This is a genomic window from Mycobacterium sp. 1164985.4, assembly GCF_001668575.1.
Classification (GTDB): Bacteria; Actinomycetota; Actinomycetes; order Mycobacteriales; family Mycobacteriaceae; genus Mycobacterium.
In genome coordinates this window covers 1-22,712 of sequence record NZ_LZMD01000058.1, presented here as the reverse complement: position 1 = coordinate 22,712, position 22,712 = coordinate 1, and the positions used below count along the sequence as shown (strand labels likewise).

Genomic DNA, 22,712 nt, shown 5'->3' with positions numbered 1-22,712 from the left:
GACATTCAGATACTCATTGGTATCTTGATTCGTGGGCCGCGACCCCACGCGGCGCGCAGGAGGCGTTGTGAGCGATCTGTCGAACAAGAAGTCCGTTGTCGCCGAACCGATCAGCGGCACCATGGGTCTCGGCGAGAACAAACCGCGATCGTCGGACACCGTCAAGATCTGGGCGGGCGTGGGCGCGGTGTTCCTGGCGCTGACGCTCTACGTCATCATCCGATGGGTCAGCGGGCCCTACTTCGAGCCGGTCGCGGGCGGCCCGACCGAACCGCCGCTCTACATGAAGATCCCGCTGATCGCCAACGCCGTGGTGCTCTGGGTCGGCCTGCCATTCGCCCTGTGGTTCTTCATCATCCGGCCCTGGGTGCGCGAGAGGCGCATCACGCTCGACGGCATGCTGCTGGTGTCGATGGGCCTGATGATGTTCCAGGATCCGATGCTCAACTACTACAGCACCTGGTGCACGTACAACGCGTGGCTGTTCAACCAGGGATCGTGGGCGCCGCATATCCCCGGCTGGGTGGCTCACGAGGAACCCGGCCACACCGTGCCCGAACCGCTGCTGACGAACATTCCCGGCTATGCGTACGGAGTCCTGCTGCTCACCATCGTCGGATGCGCGGTCATGCGCAAAATCAAGAACCGGTGGCCGTCGATCAGCAATCTGCGACTCGTGCTGGTCACCTATGCGATCGCCATCGTCTTCGACTTCATCATGGAAGGCCTGATCCTGCTGCCGATCGGCTTCTACTCCTACCCCGGCGCCATCCAGTCGCTGTCGATCAACGCGGGCACCTATTTCCAATATCCGATCTACGAAGGCTTCATGTGGGGTGGCGTCCAGGCGGCGCTGTGTTGCCTGCGCTTCTTCACCGATGATCGGGGCCGCACCGTGGTCGAACGCGGACTGGACGGCATTCGCGGCGGTGTGGTCAAACAGCAGTTCGTGCGGTTCCTCGCGATCTTCGGCGGTGTCAGCGCGTGCTTCTTCGTCTTCTACAACCTGCCCGCGACCTGGCTCGGCATGCATGCCGACCCGTGGCCCGAGGATGTGCAGAAGCGGTCGTACTTCAACCCCGGGATCTGCGGCGAGGGCACCGACCGGCCGTGTCCCAACCCTGACCTGCCGCTTCCCACCAAGCACTCGGGGTTCATCGACCACGACGGTCAGCTCGTACTGCCGGAAGGGGTTACGATCCCGCCCGTCGTGCCTATACAGCGCCCGAACAACGATGACAGTCAATAACTTTCGGCCACCGGTCGAGACGGGTGTGAACCCGCCGTTCTACCGACCGGTGGGCGAAGAGGTCGAGGTGTTTCGGGCTGCGGCCCGACGAGGCCTGCCCGTGCTGCTCAAAGGGCCCACCGGCTGCGGGAAGACGCGTTTCGTCGAGGCCATGGCGCACGACTTGGGCCGCGAGCTGATCACGGTCGCCGGACACGAGGACATGACTTCGGCGGATCTCGTCGGCCGCTTCCTGCTGAAGGCCGGGGAAACGGTCTGGGTGGACGGGCCGCTGACCCGGGCCGTGCGCAACGGCGCCATCTTCTACCTCGACGAAGTGGTGGAGGCGCGTCAGGACACGACCGTGGTGATCCATCCGCTCGCCGATCACCGCCGCGAACTACCCGTCGACCGATTGGGTACGACGTTGACGGCGGCGCCGGGGTTTCAGTTGGTCGTCTCGTACAACCCGGGCTACCAGAGCGTCCTGAAGAACCTCAAAGAGTCGACGCGGCAACGCTTTATCGCCCTCGAGCTCGGCTTCCCCCCAGCCGACATCGAAGCGGAGATCGTGGCGCACGAGGCGGGGGTCGATACCGCGACGGCGCGGTCCCTCGTTCAGGTCGGCCACGCCATCCGCGGCCTCGACCGTTCATCCCTGCGCGAGGTGGCCTCGACCCGAATGTTGATCCTCGCCGGCGGTCTCGTTGCCGAGGGGCTGAACCTGCGCACCGCCGTTCGATCGGCGGTGGTCCAGGTGCTCTCCGACGATGCCGATGTCGTTCGCGCCCTCGGCGAACTCGTCGATGCGGTGCTGCCCGGCGCGTGAACACCGGTGGTCCCGAGCGGTTCCGATTCCTCGCGACGTTCGCCGCGGGTCGGCCCGTCGAGGTCGCCCACGCCCCGGCGGGGGTGCCAGCGCACACCGATGGCACCGTGGTTTTCGTCTCGGCAGGACGTTCGGTCGACGAGCAGCGGCGCGAGGTGCTGGTGCAAAGCGCCCTGCTGGCCGCCGGCAGCCTCGACCGGCATCTTTTGAAGTCGTTGCGGGCACGGCCGTCGACGGCACGCCGGTATCTGTCGCTGGAGGGACGCCGGGCGCTGGCCGAACTCGCGTTGCGGCTACCCGCGGCGGCGGCGTTATCCGTCGACGGTGAGAAGACCACCGCGAGTCCCGAGGAGTCCCTCGAGATCGCCAGGGGGCGAGGGCAAGTCGCGGATCCACCGGAGTGGTTCGGTGTCATCAAGCCGTCCCGGGTGGGTTCCCCTCGCACCGCCGGCGGCAGGCCCACCGCGCAGGATCTACAGATGCAGGTCGATCCCGCAGATGTCGCGGAGGACTCCGATGACGATGATGGACCTTCCGAACGCAGCAAGATCCTTCAGTTGTTCGAGGCGCCAGTCGTTCTGACGCAGGCGTTCTCGAACTTCCTGCGGAACATGCTCGGCACGTCACGCTCGTCCGCTGACGACGTCGGCGGTGAATTGAAGGTCGGCTCCACCGTGCGAGCGCGCGCCGTCAGGGTGCACGCTCGACCGCTCCCGACGCGGATCGAGTTCACCGATGCCGGTCGGCCTGCCGCCGCGCTGGGCATCGGCGGGGCGCTTCACCCGGAATGGGACGTGTACAGCGACAGCTATCGCCCCGACCACTGTCGGGTGCTCGACTTTCCATTGGCCGTCGAGGCCGACATCTCGGCATCGGGTGTCACGCACGACGAGATGCTCCGGCGCCGCCTGTCCCGTGTGGGGCTCGGGGCTGAAGTGCTGCGCGGACGGCCGGACGGTGATGAACTCGACATCGAGGCGCTCATCGACCTTTTCGTCGATCTGCGCTCGGGCTTCTCGCCGCCCGAGCACGTTTACACCGAACGTCGCAGGCTCGCCCGCAATCTCGGCGTGCTCATCCTTGTCGACGCTTCCGGATCGGCCACCGACACCGACGCGGGGGGACTTGCGGTCCACGAGCACCAGCGGCGCGCGGCGGCCACCCTCGCGGCCACGCTCGAGGAGCTCGGTGATCGCGTTGCGGTGTATGCCTTCCGGTCGCAGGGACGGCACGCCGTCCACCTACCGGCGATCAAGACGTTCGAACAGCGTTTCGGGGCGCTCAGCCGGGCTAGTTTGAATCAACTGCAGCCGTCGGGCTTCACCCGCCTCGGCGCAGCGATCCGCGGCGCCGGGCGGATCCTCAAGGCTGAAGCCGGCACCCCCAACAAGCTGTTGCTCGTCCTGTCCGACGGCCACCCCTATGACGACGGCTACGAAGGACGCTACGCGGAAGCCGACGTGCACAAGGCCCTCGAGGAGATGCGCGTCGACGGCGTTGCGTGCCTGTGCCTTTCGATCGCTTCCAGCACGACCGCCGACACGCTCGGCCGTGTCTTCGGCTCGGCCGGTCATGCCAGCGCTGCCACGTTGGCCGAGTTGAGCCCACGGATGGACGAGCTGTTCCTGGCGTCGCTGCGCGAGTTGGCCGCCCCCGCGCCGCGGTGAGCACCCCCCTTTCTTCGGCGAGCAGACGCATAACTGCCCAAAATTTGCGAAAGCGCGGCAGGTTTCCGTCTGCTCGCCGAAAGACGACTAGCGCGCAGGCAGGCCCAGCACCCGCTGCGCGATGATGTTGCGCTGGATCTCCGACGCCCCGCCCGAGATGGTTCCGGCGTAGGAACTGATGTAGCGGGTGAACCAGTCGGCGGTGAAAAGGTCCGGGCTGTAGGGGTTGTACGGCGCCGTGAGCCCAGGACTGCGCAAGCCGTCCGCGCCGGCGGCGTCGAGCGCGTACCCCAACGCCTTCTGCTCGGCTTCCGATCCGAACAACTTCAACACCGAGATGCCGGGGATGTCGCGTTCGCCCCGCGCCGCCTGCCCCAGGGCGACGGAACCCAGGAGGCGCAGCGCTTCGTAGTCCATCGCGACCGTCGCGTAGCGGTCCCGGTTCACCGCGCCCACCGGTTCGAAGTCCTGCAGAAGCTGATCGAGTCGGTTGGCGAACGCCATCCACATCATCGTCCGCTCGTGGCCCAGCGATCCGTTGGCCACTCGCCAACCCTGGTGCAGTGGACCGACGAGGTTTTCCGCGGGCACCCGTACACCGGTGAAGAACACCTCGTTGAAATCGAGGTCGTCTCGGCTGTACACCGAGGCGAACGGCCGGCGCTCGACGCCCGGGGTGCCGGTGGGTATCAGCAGAGCGCTGATTCCCTTGTGCTTGGGCGCAACCGGGTCGGTACGCACGAACGCGAGGATGACGTCGGCGTCGTGTGCGCCCGACGTCCACACCTTCTGTCCGTCGACGACGAACTCCTCCCCGTCGCGTACCGCGCGCGTGGCCAGCCCCGCCAGATCCGAGCCCGCACCCGGTTCGCTCATACCCAGCGAGGCGGTCATCTCGGCACGCAGGATCGGCACCGCCCACCGTTGCTTCTGCTCATCGGTGCCGAATGACAGCAGCGACGCGGCGATGATGCCCACACCCTGCGGGTTGAAGGCGTGGTAGATGCGGCGGCGCGCCAACTCCTGGCGGTGCACGAACTGTTCGAGGACTCCTGCGTTGCGGCCGCCGAATTCCGGCGGGTTCCCGGGCAGCAGCCAGCCGTGGTCGAACATCAGCCGCTGCCAGCGACGTGCCCACTGCGGCACGTGTGCCGTCGACCGCGAACGCTCCGCGGCCGCCTCGGCCTCAGCAGGCAGGTGCTCGTCGAGGAAGGCGACGAACTCCGCGCGGAACGCCTCCACCTCGGCATCGAAGGTGAGCTGCACCCCGCCAACATATCAAGTACTTAACATTTGCGGCGCGGTGCGCTAAGACTTAATGAATGCTCGACGGCGAGAAGATCCTCATCACCGGCGCGACAGGCAAGATCGCGTTCCCAATCGCGCGGGAGTTGGCCCGAAACAATGAAGTGTGGGGCGCCGCTCGCATGCGCGATCCCGCGGACCGCGGCCGGTTGACCGACGCCGGTGTCATCCCCGTCGCGCTGGACGTCAGCGAGGGCGACTTCTCGGCGCTGCCCGACGATTTCACCTACGTGTTCCACGCCGCGGTCGATCCCGGCGCCGGGGACTGGACAGACTGCCTTCAGACCAATGCGCAGCGTTCGGGCGACCTGTTGCACCGCTACCGCGGCGCCAAGGGTTTCGTGTTCTGCTCGACCGGCTCGATCTACGGATATAAGGGCCGGCGTCCCCTCACCGAATCCGATCCGCCAGGGGTGCCGCTGCGGGCGAACTACAGCTTTTCCAAGGTCGCCGCCGAGGCCGTCTGCACCTGGGTCGCCCGACAGTACGAGATCCCACTGACCATCATCCGGATCTGCTCCACCTACGGGCCGGAGGGCGGCGCCCCCGCGGACCGGCTCGAGGCCATCCTGGCCCGCAGGCCGATTCGGCTGCATCCGGACCGTCCCAACAACTACAACCCCATCTACGAGGACGACTACGTCATGCTCGGGATCAGGGCCATGGAGGCGGCGGATACGCCGCCGGTCGTGGTGAACTGGGCGGGCAGCGAGACGGTCAGCGTCGAAGAGTACTGCACCTACATGGGTGAATTGGTCGGCGTCGAGCCTATTTTCGAGTACACACCCGACGCCCACACACCGCTGTGGCCCGACGTCACCCGCATGCACGAGGTGCTGGGTCGCACGACGATCGGCTGGCGTGACGGCTTTCGCCGCATGGTCGAGGCGCGCCACCCCGAAATCAAGCTGTCCCAGCCGGACTCGGTGTAGAGGAGATGGCGATGCAGCTGCCGGGCACACCGTCCGACGAGGTCCCCGAGGTCTTGGCGAACGGCGACGGGGACGTCACCACCATGTTTGTCTCTATGGCGCGCCGCCACCCCGACGGGGCCGATGCGGATTACCTGCGCTGGCACAGCCTCGACCATCGGCCTGAACAGCATCGGATGCCCGCGGTGCGCGCATCGCTGCGCCTGGTGTCCACTCCCGAGTGTCGCGGCGCGCGCGCAGCGAACGAAAGTCCTTACGACGCCATCGATCACGTGATGACATACTTCTTCACCGGAGTCGAGGGCATGGAACCGTTCCTCGCACTGTCCAAGGCGCTCGGCGACGCGGGCCGCAAACTGCCCCTGCTGCCACCTGTCGAACGCGGCGTATACGACGTTGGACAGCGTATCGCGGCCGCGCGGATCAAGGCCGGCGCCGATGTGCTGCCGTGGTGGCCAAACCGCGGGGTCTACCTGCTGCTGGAACGAGGAGCCGGTGCGCTGGACGACCTGGTGGGTGTCGACGGGGTGGCCGGTGCGTGGGCCGCGACGTCGCTGCCGGTCGAAGCCCGGCTCGCCAGCGCCCCTGCCGGACAAACGCTCACGTACTGCTTCCTCGACGACGAGCCGGTAGCCGTCGCCAATCGGCTGCGGCCGGTCTTGCAGACTCGATGGGAGGGCGGCATCAAGCCGCTCCTCGCGGCACCGTTCCATGCCGTGGTGCCCTACGCGTGGGACCGCTACGTGCCATGAGACGGAGGTGTGTATGCGCGTCGGTTTGATGGTCGGCTCCGACAAGGAGCGGCCCCGCGCCGAACGGTTGAGCGGTCTGATCGACGACGGAAAGGCCGCGGAAAAACTGGGTTTCGCATCGTTCTGGATGCCGCAGGTGCCCGGCTATCTCGATGCGATGACGGCCGTGGCGCTGCTCGGGAACGCCACCGAGCGCATCGAGATCGGGACCGCGGTGGTTCCGATCCAGACCCGCCATCCGCTCATCATGGCCCAGCAGGCACTCACCACTCAGATCGCCTGCGGCGGCAGGTTCACCCTGGGAATCGGCCCGTCACACCACTGGATCATCTCCGACCAGCTCGGCCTGCCCTACGACAAGCCCGCGCGGTTGGTTCGTGACTATCTCGAGGTGCTCGAAGCGGCGTTTCGCGGCCCAGGCGCCGTCGCCGTCGACAACGGCGCCTATCGCGTGCGAAGTCCGATCGACGTCACCGACGCCTTCACCGTCCCGGTGTTGGTGGCCGCGCTCGGTCCGACCATGCTGCGGATCGCCGGAGAGCGCACCGGCGGAACCATCCTGTGGATGGCTGACGAACGCGCGATCGGTGACTACGTGGTGCCCCGCATCACGGCAGCGGCGAAAGACGTGGGGCGCGAGGGTGTCCGGATCGTCGCCGGGGTTCCCGTCGCGCTCTGCGCGGAGCACGAAGTCGATGGCGCCCGAGCCTACGCCAGTGAGGTCCTCGGTCACGCCGACTTCTCCCCCAACTACGTCCGCCTGCTCGAACACGGCGACGCCGAAGACGTCGGCGACACCATGGCCGCCGGGGATGAGGCGACCGTCGAGGCGCGGCTGCGCGGCTACCGCGACGCCGGCGTCACCGACCTGGCATTGCGGGTCGTTCCGCTCGGGCGGGACGCCGCCCAACGACAGGCGTCGCGTCAGCGCACTCAGGAGTTCGTCGCGTCGCTGGTATCGGAGTTCGCTTCGGGCGCATAGGCTCCCATGAACTCGATGGGCACCCCGCCCATCGTGCAGAAGAACAGGTCGACGCCCGGCACACCGGTGTCCAGCATGGTGACGTCGTCGGCGAAGGCGCTCGCTTTCGCGCGGGTCTCGGCGAAGTCGCCGGCCATGAACGACAACGCGGCCAGGCCCTCGGGCACCACGTCGCGAAGGTGATCGGGAACGTCGAGGACCTCAATCAGCCCCGCGTCGCCGGTGCCGAGCATGGTGACCGCGGCACCGTCGGACGGCGGCCAGCCGAGTGTCTTCTGGAGAACCTCACCGGGGACGTGCATGCGGAACTGCACCTCCATCCCCATCACCTCGGTCAGGAACGCGGTGAAGTTGTGTGCCGAATGACTGCGCATGACGACGTGATGGAGATTGGGCATGGTCTACCTCCGCTCTGCCTACGACCCGAGCATGATCGGCCCGCCGTCGGACGGCCACGAGTTTCCCGGTCGTGACCATTTCTAGATAGTTAGACAAACGTCAACTATTTGCAAGCACTGAATGCGCTGTTACAGTGCCGATGTGTCCAAGGTCGGCGGCGATGTGATGGCTGACGGTGGTCAACGGCGCGCGTCTTTCCAGCGCGCCCGTTCCCATGAGACCAAGCGGGCCCTGGTGCAGGCCGCGATGGCGCTGTGGCGCACGAACGGATACGCCAAGACGACGGTTGCGGACATCTGCCGGGCCGCCGGCGTGTCCCGAGGCCTGTTCTACTTCTACTTCCCCGCCAAGGAGGACATCCTCTTCGAGGTCGGCCTGCTCTCGACTCGGGCAGCGCAGAAGAAGGTTCGGGCGCTCCTACGCGCCGATTACGACGTCGAGGCCGTCATCGGCGAGGCGTTGCGCAGCCTGGAACGGTCGATGGCGCGTAATCCGCGCGAGCTGATCATCCAGACGATTCTCGAGGGCTACCGGCACGAACACCGGATCCTCGCGGGCGAGCCGGCCGACGACACCGCCGACGCCGACATGTTCGGCGAACTGTTCGCCCGTGCGCAACAGGACGGGAAGATCGCCGCCCACGTCGATGTCGATCATCTCTCCCGGTTGGCGGGCATGCATGTCAGCGAGGGCGTGCGGCACTGGGCCAGTGGAAGTTTCGGCGACCGGTCGTTCTCCGAAGTCGTCACCGACGATATCGCCGCACTGGTCGTCGGGTTCAACACGAGGCAGACAGCGGCGCAACGAGCCTGACGGCGCAGACCTGAGAGGAAGGAGACCACGATGGCGTGGGATTTCGAAACCGACCCCGAGTACCAGAAGGTCCTCGACTGGGCCGACGAATTCGTCAGGGAGGAGGTCGAACCGCTCGACCTGGCGTTCCCTGACCAGCAGTTCGTGCCACTGGATGCCAACCGCCGCAAGGCGATCGATCCGCTCAAGGACGAGGTGCGCCGGCGGGGGCTGTGGGCTACCCACCTGGGCCCCGAACTCGGCGGCCAGGGTTACGGGCAGCTGAAACTCGCGCTGCTCAATGAGATCCTCGGCCGCTCCCAGTGGGCGCCGATCGTGTTCGGTTGTCAGGCACCCGACACCGGGAACGCCGAGATCATCGCCCACTACGGCACCGATGCGCAGAAAGAGCGCTATCTGCGCCCGTTGCTCGACGGCGAAATCTTCTCGTGTTACTCGATGACCGAACCACATGCCGGCGCCGATCCCACGCTGTTCAAGACCACCGCGGTGCGCGACGGTGACGACTGGGTGATCAACGGCTGGAAGTTCTTCTCCTCCAATGCCAGAACGGCGTCGTTCCTGATCGTCATGGTGGTCACGAACCCCGATGTCAGCGCGTACCAGGGCATGTCGATGTTCCTGGTACCGACCGACACCCCGGGCGTCACCATCGTGCGCAACGTCGGTCTGCACGGTGAACGTGACGACGAGGGTTCGCACGCGCTGATCCACTACGACAACGTGCGGGTGCCTGCCGACGCGCTGCTCGGCGGCGAAGGCCAGGCGTTCGTCATCGCCCAGACCCGGCTGGGCGGCGGCCGCATCCACCACGCGATGCGCACGATCGGACTCAGCCGCAAGGCGTTGGACATGATGTGCGAACGCGCGCTCAGCCGCGAGACCCAGGGCAGCAGGCTGTCCGAGAAACAGTTCATCCAGGGCTACATCGCCGACTCGTACGCGCAGCTGCTGCAGTTCCGGCTGATGGTCCTCTACACCGCGTGGGAGATCGACAAGTACAACGACTACAAGAAGGTGCGCAAGGACATCGCCGCCGTCAAGGTTGTGATGCCGACAGTTCTGCACGACATCGCCTGGCGCGCAATGCAGGTCCACGGCGCACTCGGGGTCACCAATGAGATGCCCTTCCTTGGCATGGTCACCGGCGCCGCGGTGATGGGGCTGGCCGACGGCCCGACGGAGGTGCACAAGGCGACGGTGGCCAAGCAGGTGCTGCGCGACTACGCGCCGAGCACCGACACGTGGCCGACCGAGTGGATCCCCGCCAAACGGGAGAAGGCGCGGGCGAAGTTCGCCGAGTACCTCGAGAACGAGGTGGGGAACCGGTGAGCGAGGACACGATCGACGTTGCACACTTGACCGATTGGATGGATGCGGCCGAGTTGCCCGGCAAGGGCGAGCCGCTGCAGACCCGGTTCCTGTCCGGCGGCACCCAGAACGTCATCTACGAACTGCGCCGCGGAGAACACAGTTGCGTGTTGCGAATGCCGCCGCCGAGCGCTCCCCCCGACCGCGACAAGGGAATCCTGCGCGAGTGGCGCATCATCGAGGCGCTCGACCACACCGAAGTTCCACACACCGAGGCCGTCGCCGTCTGTGAGGACGCCGCCGTGCTGGGCCGCCCGTTCTACCTCATGGGCTTCGTCGACGGATGGTCGCCGATGGACCTTCAGGACCGAAAGTGGCCGAAGCCGTTCGACTCCGATCTCTCCGCGCGCGGCGAGCTGGCCTATCAGCTCGCGGAGGGCATCGCGCTGTTGTCCAAGGTCGACTGGAAAGCCAAGGGGCTGCAGGACCTTGGCCGGCCCGACGGTTTCCACGAACGTCAGGTCGACCGGTGGATCGCGTTCTTCGACCGGATCAAGGGTCGCGAGATCGACGGCCTCGACGTTGCCACCGATTGGCTGCGCACGCATCGGCCGCTGGACTACATCCCCGGGTTGATGCACGGCGACTACCAATTCGCCAACGTGATGTACCGCCACGGGGCTCCGGCGCGACTCGCGGCGATCGTGGACTGGGAGATGGGCACCGTCGGGGACCCGAAGCTCGACCTGGGCTGGATGGTGCAGAGCTGGCCCGAAGACACCTCGGCGCCGACGGACTCCGAGATGGGCTACGTCGACATGCGCGGGATGCCCTCGCGCGCAGAGGTTGTCGATCACTACGCGAAGGTCTCGGGACGCCAGGTCGACGACCTCGACTATTACCTGGTGCTGGCGAAGTGGAAGCTCGCGATCGTGCTCGAGCAGGGTTTCCAGCGCGCCGGCGACAACCCGAAGCTGCTCGCCTACGGCCCGGTCATCGTCGAGCTGATGCGCTCGGCGGCCGACCTCGCCGAATCCAGCGACTACCGCTGACGCGAATTCAGCTGGCGGGCACCAGATCCGCGGCGACCGAGGCCATCATGCCGCAGCGGAACGTCTCGCAACCACCGACATCGACGGCAGCGGGTTCACCGGCGGCGGTCAGGGCCTTGACCTTGAACGCCCGGGCGGCGGCGCTGAGGCGGTGCTCGACGGAGTCGACACTGCTGTCGAGTTCGGCGGGTACCCGCTCACCCCAGAGCGTCACCTCGGTCGCGCCTTGCTCGAGCGCGTTGCGCACGTGCTGCAAGACGCGGGCATCCCGGTCGATCATGTTCGCCGCGACGGCTACGGTCTGCGGGTGGGGGCGTTCCTCCCAGTCCGCCAGGACCGACTCGAGGTCGAGCGTCTCGGCACCCAGGATCGTCAGCGGACGCACGTCCTCGTCACCACCGACGAGCACGGTGACGTCCCACCCCGCCATCACCCGGTCGTAGATCCAGCCACCGGCAAACTTCACCGCGTCCGTCACCGACGGGGCGACCACGTCCAGCCGGTACCTCATGTCGAGCTCCGCGGCGCCAGCTCGCGCCCCAGCGACTCGGCGTACCCCTTGAACACCTCGGCCAATTGAATCGATGGGTCGAGTAACCATAGGGTCTCCATTCCATAGGTGAAGGCGAGGATTTCCACGGCCTTGGTGGCCGCGTCGAGATCCGAGCGGTACTTGCCGCTTTCCTGACCGCGCTCGATGATCGCGGTGATGATGTCGACCGCGTCGCGGTAGCGCTTGACCAGACGGTCGTGCAGGGGCGCGTCGGGCGCGATGTTCTCGACCAGCAGCACGGTGAAGGTCCCGACGAGTTCGGGCGCGCGGTCGAAGCGTTCGGGGACTCGGCCGAGCTCGGTGACGAGGTCACCGGATCGATAGTCGGCGTGGATCGCATCGTCGGCATCGCGGGCGTCGAGCACCGCGTTGAGCAGTTGTTCTTTGGACTCGAAGTGGTGCAGCAGACCCGCAGGGGTGACGCCGGCTTCCTTCGCGATCTGGGCCAGCGACGTGTTGCGCCACCCATTGCGGGCCAGCAGGCGTTCGGCCACCGCAAGGATGCGCTGCCTGCGATCCTCGCCCTTGGCGAGGAGCGTGGCGTACGGCCGCGCGGACTCTGTGGCAGACACCGAACCCCTTCGTTCAACCAACCTAGTGAACACACAGTAGGTAGGTTTGCGCGCTGTGACAAGCGTCTCAGCCAAATTAGGTTTAGGCGCCCGTCACACCGCAGGTCAGCGGCGCATTTCGGGCTCGCGACCCGGCGCGCGCACCGGTCATCGTCCCGCCGGAGTGAACTCGATATGTAGCTCGGTGAGTCCGCGCAGCAAAAAAGTCGGGTCATACGCGTAGTGGCGCTCACCGGCCGGACCGTGCGCTGACTCGCTGATTCGGATATCGCGCATGCGTTCCAGCAACCGCTGCACGGTGATCCTGCCCTCCACCCGCGCGAGCGGCGCACCCGCGCAGGAGTGGATTCCGCGGCCGAACGCGATGTGCTCGCGCACGTTCTTGCGGTCCGGGCGAAACTCGTGCGGATCCTCGAACTTGCGGGGGTCTCGGTTGGCCGCGCCGAGGCACAGCATCACGACCGTTCCCGCCGTCAACGGCACCCCGCCGAGCGTGGTGCTCTTGCGGACCAACCGGAAGTCGACCTTCGTCGGCGACTGCATGCGCAGCGACTCCTCGATGAAGGCCCCGATCCGCTCCGGATGCTCGCGCAGCAGCTGCTGGAAGTCCGGCCGGTCCCCGAGGGTCTGGACCGCCGCGCTGAGCAGCTTGGTGACGGTCTCCTGACCCGCGGCGAACAGGAACGTCGCCGGCTTGACGACCTCGATCAGCTCCGGCGTCGAGCCGTCGGGGTACAGGGCGGCCGCCATTCCCGACAGCACGTCGCCGCGCGGTTCGCGGCGACGCTCGGCGAGGTATCCGGCGAACTTGTCGTCGAGGTATTGCAGCGGGTCCAAACCCACCGGCTCGCCGTCGAGTGCGCCCACCCGGCTGCCGTCGGGACGCTCGGCGCCCAGCGCCGCCAGGAACTCCGGCCGGTCCTCCTGCGGAACCCCGAGCAGGTCGATGATCGCCGACGTGGCGAAGGGTTTGGCGTACTCGGACAAAAACTCGCAGCGTCCGTTTCCGATGATCTGGTCGATCTGGTTGTCGACCAGCTGCCACATGTAATCCTCGTTCTCCTTGAGCCGACGCGGCGTGAGGAGTTTGGTCAGCAGGGAGCGGGCCCGCTCGTGTGCCGGCGGGTCCATCACGACCAGGTGCTCGTGGATCGGGAACAGATGGCGGTGTGCCTCGATCTGTTCGGTGATGTCGTCGCCCTCGGGGACGAACGGCAGCGGCGGGAAGGGTCCGCCGATCGCGTTGACCGCCGAGAAGGAGTCGTGATCCTTGAACGCCGCCAACGCTTCCTGGTAGCCGGTGACGGCGACGACGCCGTAGTTCGGTTCACGGAAGACGGGTCCCTGTTCACGGAGGTGGTCCCAGTAGGCGTATGGATCCTGGCTGATCGCGTGGTCGGAGAAGTAATCCACCGAGGCGAGATCGGTCATGAACGGTCGTCCTTTCGGTCCTGGCGCCCGCAACCCAATCTGATCGATCGATCAAACTGTTAGGATGCGCCATGCCTATCACACGGCGCGACAGAGGGGCAAGCGTTCGAGCGGAGGGTCGCTGATGCCGCGCGCCGCGAACGCCAAACCGGCCGAAGCCGGGGCACGGCAACGACTCATCGAGGCCACCGCCAAGATCATGCGCGACGAGGGTTACGCCGCCGCGACGTCGCGACGCGTGGCCGCCGAGGCCGGGGTCAAACAGGCGCTGGTCTACTACTACTTCCCGACGATGGACGACTTGTTCGTCGAGGTGCTGCGGGCCGGCGCGGAGGTGTCCCTGGAGAACATGCGCGCCGCGCTCACCGACGACGACCCGTTGCACACGCTCTGGCTGATCAACAGCGATCTGCGCATGACGGGTCTCAACACCGAATTCATGGCTCTGGCCAACCACCGCAAGGTCATTCGCGCCGAACTGAAGGCGTACGCCGAGCGCGTCCGCGACATCGAGACGGCCGCGGTCACCGTCGCGCTACGCGCAAACGGCATCGATCTCGACGACTATCCGCCGGTGGCCGTCTCGATGCTCATCGCGCAGATCGCGCGCAGCCTGTGCAACGAGGACGCCGTCGGCGTCACGCTCGGACACGACGAGATGCGCGCGTTCATGCGGCGCTGGATGCGGTCGCTCAAGGATTCGCTCGGCGCGAGTCATGGGCGCCGCTCGTCGGATTGACCCCCAGCAGCACACGGACGAATCCCTTCGGTACCACCACCGGCCCGCCCCGCTGAACTGGGATGTTGACAGGCAGCAGGATCGATGCCACGCTCCTGATCGATCGATCAAACAATTCGAGCGGCCAGAAGGTGGACACATGGGTGGACGAGTCGAGGGCAAAGTCGCGTTCGTGACCGGTGCGGCACGAGGTCAAGGCCGCAGCCACGCGGTGCGCCTCGCCCAGGAGGGCGCCGACATCATCGCCGTGGACGTCTGCAAGCAGATTTCCAGCAACGACGACATCCCGTGGGCGACACCCGATGACCTCGCCGAAACGGCGGACCTCGTCAAGAACCTGAACCGGCGCATCGTCACCGCCGAGGTCGACGTGCGGGACTACGACGCGCTCAAGGCGGTCGTGGACGGCGGCGTCGAGCAACTGGGCCGCCTCGACGTCGTCGTGGCCAACGCCGGCATCGGCAACGGTGGGGCGACGTTGGACAAGACCAGCGAAGACGACTGGCGCGACATGATCGACGTCAACCTCTCGGGCGTGTGGAAGACCGTGAAAGCCGCGGTCCCCCACCTGCTCTCTGGAAAGAGAGGCGGCTCGATCATCCTCACCAGCTCGGTCGGCGGCCTCAAGCCGTACCCTCACACCGGCCACTACATCGCCGCCAAGCACGGCGTGATCGGCTTGATGCGCACGTTCGCCGTCGAATTGGGTCAGCACTCGATCCGGGTCAACGCCGTCTGTCCCACGAACGTGAACACACCGCTGTTCATGAACGAGGGGACGATGAAGCTGTTCCGTCCCGACCTCGAGAACCCCGGACCCGATGACCTCGCCGTCGCCGCGCAGTTCATGCACGTGCTGCCCGTCGGCTGGGTGGAACCCGAGGACGTGAGCAACGCCGTGCTGTTCCTCGCCTCCGACGAATCCCGCTACATCACCGGCCTTCCCGTCACCGTCGACGCGGGCAGCATGCTGAAGTAGTCCTCGTGAAGCTTGTCTTCAATCTGCCGCACATGCTGCGGCTCAAGGCGATGATGCAGCCGTGGGAGGCGTCGGTCACCGGCGCCGACCAGACGCGGATGGCCAAGTGTGCCGACGAGTGGGGCTACGACATGATCGCCGTGCCCGAGCATTTCGTGATCCCCAACGAGCACGTCGAATTGTCCGGTCCGCACTATCTGCAGTCGACCGTCGCGCAGGCGTACCTGGCCGGTGCCACCGAGCGCATCATGCTCAATTCGTGCATCACGGTGCTGCCGCTGCAGCATCCGATCGTATTGGCGAAGTCGTTGGCCACCGCCGACTGGATGAGCAGTGGCCGCATGATGGTCACGTTCGGGGTGGGATGGCTGGAACGCGAATTCGACCTTCTCGGCGTCCCGTTCCGGGAACGGGGCCGCATCGCCGACGAATACCTGGCTGCGATCGTCGAACTGTGGACCAGCGACTCGCCCCGGTTCGACGGCAAGTACGTGTCTTTCGAGGACATCGCGTTCGAACCCAAACCGATCCAGAAGCCCCATCTCCCCATTTGGATCGGCGGCGACGCCGACGCCGCGCTTCGCAGGGCGGCGAAGTACGCATCGGGGTGGTGGTCGTTTCTCACTCCACCCGAGAGGATCGCCGAACGCCTGGACTTCATCAAGTCCCAGCCGGGCTACGACGGGCGTCCCTTCGACGTGGTGCACGGTTTGGGCACGAATCGAGTCGGCGAAGGCCATGTGGCGCAGAATGATCCGGACGGACGGCCGGGTATGAGCGACGGCGAGATCGTCGACCGCTTGGGCTGGCTCGCGCAGCAGGGCGTGACCGTGAGCGCGGTGCCTCTGCCACCCGTCAGCGGTGTCGACGAGTACCTCGACTATGCGCAGTGGGTCATCGAGGAGATCAAACCGCAGCTCGCCTAGTGGTTTCGGTGCGCTACCAGTCGATCAGCGACCAATAGCGCACCCAAATCGCTACAAGCCCAGCGACTTGGCGATGATCACCTTCATCACCTCGCTGGTTCCGGCGTAGATGCGGGCGACCCGGGCGTCGGTGTACAGCCGCGCGATCGGATACTCCATCATGTAGCCGTAGCCGCCGAACAACTGCAGGCAGCGGTCCACCACCCGTTGCTGCATCTCGGTGCAGAACAGCTTGACGCGTGCGGCGTCGGCACCCGACAACTGACCCTCGACGTGCAGGGCCACGGCGCGGTCGAGCATCGCCTGCGCGGCCTCGACCTCGGTCGAACACGCCGCCAGCTCGAACTTGGTGTTCTGGAACGACGCCACCGGCGTGCCGAATGCCTTGCGGCTCTTGGTGTAGTCGATCGCGGCGGCGATCGCCGAGCGCGCTTGGGCCACCGATCCGACCGCGACGGTCAGCCGCTCCTGGGGCAGGTTGTGACCGAGGTAGCTGAAGGCTTCGCCCTCCTCCCCCAGCATGTTGGTCGCGGGCACGCGCACGTCAACGAACGACAGTTCGGCGGTGTCCTGGACCTTGCAGCCCATCTTCTCCAGCTCGCGACCGCGGGTGAACCCGGGCATGCCGTCCTCGACGACGAACAGGGACAGCCCCTTGCGCCGGTTGTCGGGATCGGTCGAGGTCCGCGCAACGGCGATCACCAGATCGGCCTGCATGCCGCCGGTGATGAAGGTCTTGGCGCCGTTGAGTATCCAGTCGTCGCCGTCACGGACCGCGGTGGTGCGTACACCGGCGAGGTCGGATCCGGTGCCTGGTTCCGTCATCGCGACGGCGGTCAGCAGTTCACCGGCCGCGAGCCCCGGGAACCAACGCTTACGTTGCTCGTCGTTCGCGTAGTGTAGAAAGTACGGCAGGATCACCTCGAGCTGGGTACGCACGGTCGACAGCGTGACCAGTGCGCGCGCGGCCTCCTCCTGAAGTACGACGTTGTAGCGGTAGTCCGGGATGCCGCCTCCGCCGTACTCTTCGGGGATCGCCATGCCCAGCATGCCCAGCGAGCCCATCTGCTTGAACACCTGCCGAGGCATGCGGCCGGCCTTCTCCCACTCGGGATAGTGCGGAACCACCTCCTTCTCGACGAAGTCGCGGGCGAGTTCGCGGAATGCCTCGTGGTCGTCGGTGAACAGGTCTCGTTGCACGCGGGTCCTCCGTGATCCAGGGCCGGGTCGTCAGGCGGCGAGTTCTGCCGCAATCGCTAGGCGATGAGTTCTACCAGGGTGGCGTTCGCGGTTCCGCCACCCTCACACATGGTCTGCAGACCGAATCGAATCCCGTTGCCGCGCATGTGGTTGAGCATCCGCGTCATCAGGACCGCACCCGAGGCGCCGAGCGGGTGTCCCAGTGCGATCGCCCCGCCGAGCGGGTTGAGCTTGCTTTCGTCGGCGCCGGTCTCGGCCAGCCATGCCAGTGGAACCGGGGCGAATGCCTCGTTGACCTCGAACACGCCGACCTCGTCGAGGCTCACTCCGGCCTTGTGCAAGACCTTGTCCGTCGCCGGGATCGGTCCGGTCAACATCAGCACCGGATCGGCGCCCGTCACCGCGCCCGCGCGGTAGCGGGCGATCGGGCTCAGGCCCAGCGCCACGGCGTTGTCGGCGGCCATCACCAGCAGCGCGGCGGCCCCGTCGGAGATCTGCGACGAGTTCCCCGCGTGAATCACACCGTCGTCCTTGAAGGCCGGCTTGAGCCCCGCGAGTTTCTCCACCGTGCTCCCCCGCCGCACTCCTTCGTCGGCCACGACGGGCTCGCCGTCGGTGAACACGGGCATGATCTGGGATTCGAATGCGCCGTTGTCCTGAGCCGCGGCGGCCAATTCATGCGAGCGCACCGAATACTCGTCGAGCCGGGTGCGCGAGAACCCCCACTTCTGGGCGATCAACTCCGCCGAGATTCCCTGGTTGAACGAGAAGTCGCCGTAGCGCTCCAGCACTTTGGGGCCGTACGGCATTCCGGTGGCCCGCGCTGAGCCGAGCGGCACTCGGCTCATCACCTCGACCCCTCCGGCGACGACGACGTCCTGCTGACCCGACATCACCGCGTGGACCGCGAAGTCCAGCGCCTGTTGGCTCGATCCGCAGGCGCGGTTGACCGTGGTGCCGGGGATGGTTTCGGGCCAGCCCGCCGCGAGCACCGCGTAGCGGCCGATGTTGCTCGACTGGTCGCCGACCTGCGACACGCAGCCCCACACCACGTCGTCGACGATCTCGGGGTCGATGCCCGCCCGCTCGACCAGCGCGTTGAGCACGATCGCCGAGAGATCGGCGGCGTGCATGTCCGACAGTCCACCGTTGCGCTTGCCGACCGGCGTGCGCACCGCCTCCACGATCACCGTTTCACGCATTGTTCTTCTCCGATCCGGGCCTGATCACCCATCGACCAGTAAATACGGCCTCGCGTTTAGCGGCGAACGCGGCATAGGCCTCCGCCGAATCCGCGGTCGCGAAGTTGCCCGGTTGTGCGCGGGCCTCATTGGCCAGCGCCTCACGCAGCGTCGCGTTGGCCCCGTCGTTGAGCAGCGCCTTGCTCTGCGCCAAGGCGACCGGTGGGCCCGCTGCGAGCCGGGCCGCCAGATCGCCGACGAAGCCGTCGATCTCATCGGCGGACCGCACCCAGGTGACCAAGCCCAGGGAGTGGGCCTCCGCGGCGTCGACCATGTCGGCCAGCAACACCAGCCGCTTGGCCTGTTGCAGGCCCACCAGTTTGGGCAGCAGCCACGAACCGCCGAGGTCGACCGACAGGCCGCGCTTCGAAAAGATCTGGCAGAACCGGGCATCCGGCGTCGCCACCACGAAGTCACAACCGAGCGCCAGGTTCCAGCCGGCCCCGACCGCAACCCCGGTCACCTTGGCGATGGTGGGTACGGACAGTTCGTGCAGTGCGAGCGCGACATCGGTGAGCCGCCGTAACTTGTGTCGCGGGTGGATGTCCTCGGGTGTGCCGATGTCGGCGCCCGAGCAGAACGCCCCACCCGCGCCGGTGATCACCAATGCGCGAAGCTCGGTGTCGCGGGCGGCCGCCCGCAGGGCATCGGCCAGGTCCCCCCACAATTGCGCGTTGATCGCGTTCTTGCGGTCCGGCCGGTTCAGCGTCAGGGTCCGCACCCCGTCGCTGTCGGAACTCAGCAGCACGTCATCGCTCACTGGTACGCGGGCCCGATCACTCCGTCGGCACGTAGCCGCGCGAGATCCTCTGCCGTCAGCCCCAATTCACCCAGTACGGCATCGGTGTGCTGGCCCAAACCGGGTACCGCTCCCATCGGTTGCTCGAAGCCGGTGATCACCGGCGGGGGGCGCAGCGCGCGGATGTCACCCTTGGGGGTGGCGACGGTGCGCCACCGGTCCCGAGCGGTGAGGTGGGGGTGTGCGACGACCTCACTGGGCAGGTTGTACCGCGAGTTGCCGATCCCGGCGTCGTCGGCGATCTTCTGGATCTCGGCGAGATCACGCTGGGCACACCACGATCCGATGGCTTCCTCCAGGATCTCGCGGTGGGCGCAGCGGTCAGGGTTGGTGGCGAAGCGGGGATCCTCGGCGAGGTCGGGGCGATCGATGATCTCGCGGGCCACCCGCTGCCACTCCCGGTCGTTGGTCGTGCCGAGCACCACCGTCTGACCGTCGCGCGTCGGAAACGCCCCGTACGGCGCGACGGCGGGTGAGCCGACGCCGAGCGGTTCCTGGTCGATGCCCGAATGCTGGGTGTATGTCAACTGATATCCCATCACGTCGGTCATCACGTCGAACAGGCTCAGTGCAACCGACTGGCTCGCGGCCCCGGCATTGCCCCTGCCTCGTCCGACCAGGAGCGCCAGGATGGAGATCGCCGCGTACAGGCCCGTCGAGAAATCGGCCATCGCGGGTCCCGGCTTGGCGGGCATCCCCGGGTAGCCCGTGACCGCGCACGATCCCGACTCCGCCTGTACGAGAAGGTCGTAGGCACGCTTGTGGGAGATCGGCCCGCCGGGGCCGTAGCCGTCGATCTCGACCGGGATCACGTTGGGATGCCTTGTCGCGAGGTCACTGGGGGCCAAGCCCATCCGCGCGGTCGCACCCGGCGCGAGGTTCGACACGAACGCATCCGCCCGGTCCAACAGGCGGTGCAGAAGGTCGATACCCTCGGGTGCTTTGGTGTTCAGCGTCACCGACTCCTTGCCGCGGTTGGCCCAGACGAAATGCGCGGCCAAACCACCGGGCCCGTTCACCACGTCGTCGTAGTCGCGGGCGAAATCGCCGCCGTTGGGGTTCTCCACCTTGATCACGCGGGCACCGAAGTCGGCGAGCACCCGGGTGCACATCGGGGCGGCCACGGCCTGTTCCATCGCGACGACCGTGACGCCGCTCAGTGGCGCTGGGGCGCTCACATGACCATTCCGCCGTCGACCGGCAGCACCTGTCCGGTGATGTAGGACGCGGCATCGGACGCCATGAACACGAACGCGCCCGCGACCTCCTGAGGGTCCGCCCACCGCTTCATCGGAATGCGATTCATCATGTTGGCTGCAAACTTCTCGTTGGTGCGGATGGTCTCCGTCATCGGGGTCGCTGCCAGCGGCGCCAGCGCGTTGACCATGATCTTCTTGGTCGCCAGTTCGCGCGCAAGGGATTTCGTGAATCCGATGATGCCCGCCTTGGCCGCCGAATAGTTGACCTGACCCAGCGTGCCCGTCAGCCCCGCGGCCGACGTGACGTTGACGATGCGCCCGGTCCCGGCGGTCGGAATGTGCGGCAGTGCGGCCTGAGTGACGTTGAACGCGCCCATCACGTGAATGTCGAACAGCAGCCGGAACGCCTCCTGCGTCGTCTTCTCGAACATCGCGGGCTTGGTCACGCCGGCGTTGTTGACCACGATGTGCAGGGCGCCGTCGGCGAGCGCGGCCGCCTGGGCGGCGGCGTTGTCGGCCGAATCGCGGTCGGAAACGTCCAGCGCAGCGGACTCGGCACGACCGCCGCCGGCCGAAATGCGTTCGGCCACAGCCGCAGCGGCATCCTTGTCCAGGTCGGTGACGAGCACCGCGGCGCCGGCGTCGGCGAGAGCCTGCGCGACGGCCGAACCGATACCGCCCGCGGCACCGGTCACCAACGCCGAACGGCCGGACAGATCGAAATAGTTGACCATCAGTGGTTGCGCTCCTCCGTCAGTAGCTGCGCGGCAGTCCGAGAACATGCTCGCCGAGGAAGTTGAGGATCATCTCCTGGCTCACCGGCGCGATCTTCATCAGCCGCGACTCACGGAAGTAGCGGGAGACGTGATACTCCTCCGAGTAGCCCATGCCGCCGTGCAGCTGCAGGGCCCGGTCGGCGGCGCCGAAGCCGGCGTCGGCGCACAGATACTTCGCCGTATTGGCCTCTCGCCCACAGGGTTTGCCGTTGTCGTAGAGCCAGGTGGCCTTGCGCAACACCAGCTCGGCCGCGTCGAGCCGGGCCAGGGAGTCCGCGAGCGGGAACTGCAGGCCCTGATTCATGCCGATCGGCCGGTTGAACACGTGACGTTCGTTGCCGTACTTGACGGCCTTCTCCAGCGCCACCCGCCCGATGCCCAGCGCCTCGGCCGCGATCAGCATCCTCTCGGGGTTCAGGCCGTCGAGGATGTACTTGAAGCCCTTGCCCTCTTCGCCGACGCGGTGCTCAACGGGCACCATCAGGTCATCGATGAACACCTCGTTGGAGCTGACCGCGTTGCGTCCCATCTTCTTGATGGGCCTGATGTCGACGCGGTCGGGATCGAGGTCGGTGAGGAACAGCGTCATGCCGTCGGTCTTCTTGGTGACCTCGTCAAACGGTGTGGTCCTGGTCAGCAGCAGGATCTTCTCCGACTCCAACGCCTTGGAGATCCACACCTTGCGGCCGTTGACCCGGTACTTGTCGCCCTCGCGTTTGGCGAAGGTGGTGATGCGCGAAGTGTCTAGCCCCGCACCGGGTTCGGTGACGCCGAAGCAGACATGCAGATCGCCGTTGACTATCCGCGGCAGGGTCTCGGGATCACGGAAGCGACGCTGCTGCTCGAGGAGGTGTCGCGTTCCGGGGCCGCGATGAACGGCGCGAGCGCCATCCACCTGTCGATCTTCGGCATGCAACCCGTCGTCAAGCATGGCTCCGACGAGCTCAAGGCCGAGACCCTGCCGCGGATAGTCAACGGCGATCTGCATGTCTGCTTCGGCGTCACCGAACCCGGTGCGGGGCTAGAC

At 66.6% G+C, this 22,712-nt stretch carries 23 protein-coding genes and 1 pseudogene; 13 read left to right on the top strand and 11 right to left on the bottom strand.

Going from position 1 to position 22,712, the window contains the following annotated elements:
• Positions 1-67 precede the first annotated feature (67 nt).
• From A5650_RS09905 to A5650_RS09895, 3 genes are read left to right on the top strand one after another with little or no spacing between them, the layout of a single operon-like run.
• Entirely contained in the window at positions 68-1,249 is a 1,182-nt protein-coding gene (locus tag A5650_RS09905; protein WP_067289823.1) for a spirocyclase AveC family protein, read from the top strand.
• Entirely contained in the window at positions 1,236-2,057 is an 822-nt protein-coding gene (locus tag A5650_RS09900) for a CbbQ/NirQ/NorQ/GpvN family protein (RefSeq protein WP_067289821.1), read from the top strand. The genes A5650_RS09905 and A5650_RS09900 overlap by 14 nt, the downstream gene beginning before the upstream one ends.
• Entirely contained in the window at positions 2,054-3,724 is a 1,671-nt protein-coding gene (locus tag A5650_RS09895) for a nitric oxide reductase activation protein NorD (RefSeq protein WP_067289820.1), read from the top strand. The genes A5650_RS09900 and A5650_RS09895 overlap by 4 nt, the downstream gene beginning before the upstream one ends.
• Positions 3,725-3,811: 87 nt before the next feature.
• Here the strand turns inward: A5650_RS09895 and A5650_RS09890 are convergent, their stop codons facing one another.
• Positions 3,812-4,990, bottom strand: a complete 1,179-nt coding sequence (locus tag A5650_RS09890; RefSeq protein ID WP_067289815.1) for an acyl-CoA dehydrogenase family protein — start codon at positions 4,988-4,990, stop codon at positions 3,812-3,814.
• A gap of 56 nt (positions 4,991-5,046) precedes the next feature.
• Between A5650_RS09890 and A5650_RS09885 the strand changes: the two genes are divergently transcribed.
• Genes A5650_RS09885 through A5650_RS09875 form a run of 3 tightly spaced genes read left to right on the top strand, consistent with a single transcriptional unit; the run spans position 5,047 to position 7,695 of the window.
• The gene (locus A5650_RS09885) at positions 5,047-5,961 is read left to right on the top strand and encodes an NAD-dependent epimerase/dehydratase family protein (protein WP_067289811.1); all 915 of its coding nucleotides are present in this window, start codon (positions 5,047-5,049) and stop codon (positions 5,959-5,961) included.
• A gap of 11 nt (positions 5,962-5,972) precedes the next feature.
• Positions 5,973-6,713 (top strand): hypothetical protein, encoded by a 741-nt coding sequence (locus A5650_RS09880; protein WP_067290002.1) that lies wholly within the window; start codon positions 5,973-5,975, stop codon positions 6,711-6,713.
• Positions 6,714-6,726: 13 nt separating this feature from the next.
• Positions 6,727-7,695: a TIGR03564 family F420-dependent LLM class oxidoreductase gene (locus A5650_RS09875; RefSeq protein WP_067289808.1), complete on the top strand. Its 969-nt coding sequence runs from the start codon at positions 6,727-6,729 to the stop codon at positions 7,693-7,695.
• Here A5650_RS09875 and A5650_RS09870 read toward each other — a convergent pair.
• Complete coding sequence (locus A5650_RS09870; RefSeq protein WP_067289805.1) at positions 7,647-8,093, bottom strand: VOC family protein; 447 nt, start codon at positions 8,091-8,093, stop codon at positions 7,647-7,649. The genes A5650_RS09875 and A5650_RS09870 overlap by 49 nt on opposite strands.
• Before the next feature lie 166 nt (positions 8,094-8,259).
• Here A5650_RS09870 and A5650_RS09865 point away from each other — a divergent pair, with 166 nt between their 5' ends.
• From A5650_RS09865 to A5650_RS09855, 3 genes are read left to right on the top strand one after another with little or no spacing between them, the layout of a single operon-like run.
• Positions 8,260-8,907 (top strand): TetR/AcrR family transcriptional regulator, encoded by a 648-nt coding sequence (locus tag A5650_RS09865; protein WP_197501833.1) that lies wholly within the window; start codon positions 8,260-8,262, stop codon positions 8,905-8,907.
• A gap of 30 nt (positions 8,908-8,937) precedes the next feature.
• On the top strand, positions 8,938-10,239 hold the full coding sequence (locus A5650_RS09860) for an acyl-CoA dehydrogenase family protein (protein ID WP_067289802.1): 1,302 nt from the start codon (positions 8,938-8,940) through the stop codon (positions 10,237-10,239).
• Positions 10,240-10,277: 38 nt separating this feature from the next.
• Positions 10,278-11,270: a phosphotransferase family protein gene (locus A5650_RS09855; protein ID WP_156744076.1), complete on the top strand. Its 993-nt coding sequence runs from the start codon at positions 10,278-10,280 to the stop codon at positions 11,268-11,270.
• A 7-nt stretch (positions 11,271-11,277) separates the two neighbouring features.
• On the opposite strand, the gene A5650_RS09850 is transcribed toward A5650_RS09855, so the two are convergent.
• From A5650_RS09850 to A5650_RS09840, 3 genes are all read right to left on the bottom strand, one after another.
• On the bottom strand, positions 11,278-11,781 hold the full coding sequence (locus A5650_RS09850) for a hypothetical protein (protein WP_067082657.1): 504 nt from the start codon (positions 11,779-11,781) through the stop codon (positions 11,278-11,280).
• Complete coding sequence (locus A5650_RS09845) at positions 11,778-12,395, bottom strand: TetR/AcrR family transcriptional regulator (protein WP_067289795.1); 618 nt, start codon at positions 12,393-12,395, stop codon at positions 11,778-11,780. The genes A5650_RS09850 and A5650_RS09845 overlap by 4 nt, the downstream gene beginning before the upstream one ends.
• A gap of 147 nt (positions 12,396-12,542) precedes the next feature.
• Positions 12,543-13,826, bottom strand: a complete 1,284-nt coding sequence (locus A5650_RS09840) for a cytochrome P450 (RefSeq protein WP_067289792.1) — start codon at positions 13,824-13,826, stop codon at positions 12,543-12,545.
• 124 nt (positions 13,827-13,950) lie between these two features.
• Between A5650_RS09840 and A5650_RS09835 the strand changes: the two genes are divergently transcribed.
• From A5650_RS09835 to A5650_RS09825, 3 genes are all read left to right on the top strand, one after another.
• Complete coding sequence (locus A5650_RS09835; RefSeq protein ID WP_067289995.1) at positions 13,951-14,565, top strand: TetR/AcrR family transcriptional regulator; 615 nt, start codon at positions 13,951-13,953, stop codon at positions 14,563-14,565.
• 139 nt (positions 14,566-14,704) lie between these two features.
• Positions 14,705-15,544 carry a mycofactocin-coupled SDR family oxidoreductase gene (locus tag A5650_RS09830; protein WP_067289789.1) on the top strand — a complete coding sequence of 280 codons (840 nt, stop codon included), beginning with the start codon at positions 14,705-14,707 and terminating at the stop codon, positions 15,542-15,544.
• Positions 15,545-15,549: 5 nt separating this feature from the next.
• Positions 15,550-16,470, top strand: coding sequence for a TIGR03619 family F420-dependent LLM class oxidoreductase (locus A5650_RS09825; protein WP_067289786.1), 921 nt, complete (start codon positions 15,550-15,552; stop codon positions 16,468-16,470).
• A 51-nt stretch (positions 16,471-16,521) separates the two neighbouring features.
• Here the strand turns inward: A5650_RS09825 and A5650_RS09820 are convergent, their stop codons facing one another.
• The 6 genes and pseudogenes from A5650_RS09820 to A5650_RS09795 all read right to left on the bottom strand — a co-directional run.
• Positions 16,522-17,670: an acyl-CoA dehydrogenase family protein gene (locus tag A5650_RS09820; protein WP_067289781.1), complete on the bottom strand. Its 1,149-nt coding sequence runs from the start codon at positions 17,668-17,670 to the stop codon at positions 16,522-16,524.
• A 56-nt stretch (positions 17,671-17,726) separates the two neighbouring features.
• Positions 17,727-18,872: a thiolase family protein gene (locus tag A5650_RS09815; RefSeq protein WP_067289779.1), complete on the bottom strand. Its 1,146-nt coding sequence runs from the start codon at positions 18,870-18,872 to the stop codon at positions 17,727-17,729.
• A complete protein-coding gene (locus tag A5650_RS09810) occupies positions 18,865-19,659 on the bottom strand; it encodes an enoyl-CoA hydratase/isomerase family protein (RefSeq protein WP_082950700.1) in 795 nt (264 codons plus the stop codon). Before A5650_RS09810 ends, A5650_RS09815 begins: the two co-directional genes overlap by 8 nt.
• 8 nt (positions 19,660-19,667) lie before the next feature.
• Positions 19,668-20,888, bottom strand: a complete 1,221-nt coding sequence (locus tag A5650_RS09805) for a CaiB/BaiF CoA transferase family protein (protein ID WP_082950697.1) — start codon at positions 20,886-20,888, stop codon at positions 19,668-19,670.
• Positions 20,885-21,643, bottom strand: coding sequence for an SDR family NAD(P)-dependent oxidoreductase (locus A5650_RS09800; protein WP_067289774.1), 759 nt, complete (start codon positions 21,641-21,643; stop codon positions 20,885-20,887). The genes A5650_RS09805 and A5650_RS09800 overlap by 4 nt, the downstream gene beginning before the upstream one ends.
• A gap of 19 nt (positions 21,644-21,662) precedes the next feature.
• Positions 21,663-22,502, bottom strand: a pseudogene (locus A5650_RS09795) (acyl-CoA dehydrogenase family protein); the annotation flags it as partial.
• On the opposite strand from A5650_RS09795, the gene A5650_RS26750 reads away from it, so the two are divergent.
• A partial coding sequence (locus A5650_RS26750) for an acyl-CoA dehydrogenase family protein (RefSeq protein WP_502687062.1) occupies positions 22,467-22,712 on the top strand: 246 nt, incomplete at its 3' end. The pseudogene A5650_RS09795 and the gene A5650_RS26750 overlap by 36 nt on opposite strands.

Excerpts from the sequence above, each read along its gene's own strand:
- A5650_RS09850 (WP_067082657.1), bottom strand. The coding sequence starts at position 11,781 with ATGAGGTACCGGCTGGACGTGGTCGCCCCGTCGGTGACGGACGCGGTG.
- A5650_RS09835 (WP_067289995.1), top strand. The coding sequence starts at position 13,951 with ATGCCGCGCGCCGCGAACGCCAAACCGGCCGAAGCCGGGGCACGGCAA.
- A5650_RS09815 (WP_067289779.1), bottom strand. The coding sequence starts at position 18,872 with ATGCGTGAAACGGTGATCGTGGAGGCGGTGCGCACGCCGGTCGGCAAG.
- A5650_RS09875 (WP_067289808.1), top strand. The coding sequence starts at position 6,727 with ATGCGCGTCGGTTTGATGGTCGGCTCCGACAAGGAGCGGCCCCGCGCC.
- A5650_RS09830 (WP_067289789.1), top strand. The coding sequence starts at position 14,705 with ATGGGTGGACGAGTCGAGGGCAAAGTCGCGTTCGTGACCGGTGCGGCA.
- A5650_RS09880 (WP_067290002.1), top strand. The coding sequence starts at position 5,973 with ATGCAGCTGCCGGGCACACCGTCCGACGAGGTCCCCGAGGTCTTGGCG.
- A5650_RS09865 (WP_197501833.1), top strand. The coding sequence starts at position 8,260 with ATGGCTGACGGTGGTCAACGGCGCGCGTCTTTCCAGCGCGCCCGTTCC.
- A5650_RS09860 (WP_067289802.1), top strand. The coding sequence starts at position 8,938 with ATGGCGTGGGATTTCGAAACCGACCCCGAGTACCAGAAGGTCCTCGAC.
- A5650_RS09885 (WP_067289811.1), top strand. The coding sequence starts at position 5,047 with ATGCTCGACGGCGAGAAGATCCTCATCACCGGCGCGACAGGCAAGATC.
- A5650_RS09870 (WP_067289805.1), bottom strand. The coding sequence starts at position 8,093 with ATGCCCAATCTCCATCACGTCGTCATGCGCAGTCATTCGGCACACAAC.
- A5650_RS09855 (WP_156744076.1), top strand. The coding sequence starts at position 10,278 with ATGGATGCGGCCGAGTTGCCCGGCAAGGGCGAGCCGCTGCAGACCCGG.
- A5650_RS09800 (WP_067289774.1), bottom strand. The coding sequence starts at position 21,643 with ATGGTCAACTATTTCGATCTGTCCGGCCGTTCGGCGTTGGTGACCGGT.
- A5650_RS09840 (WP_067289792.1), bottom strand. The coding sequence starts at position 13,826 with ATGACCGATCTCGCCTCGGTGGATTACTTCTCCGACCACGCGATCAGC.
- A5650_RS09900 (WP_067289821.1), top strand. The coding sequence starts at position 1,236 with ATGACAGTCAATAACTTTCGGCCACCGGTCGAGACGGGTGTGAACCCG.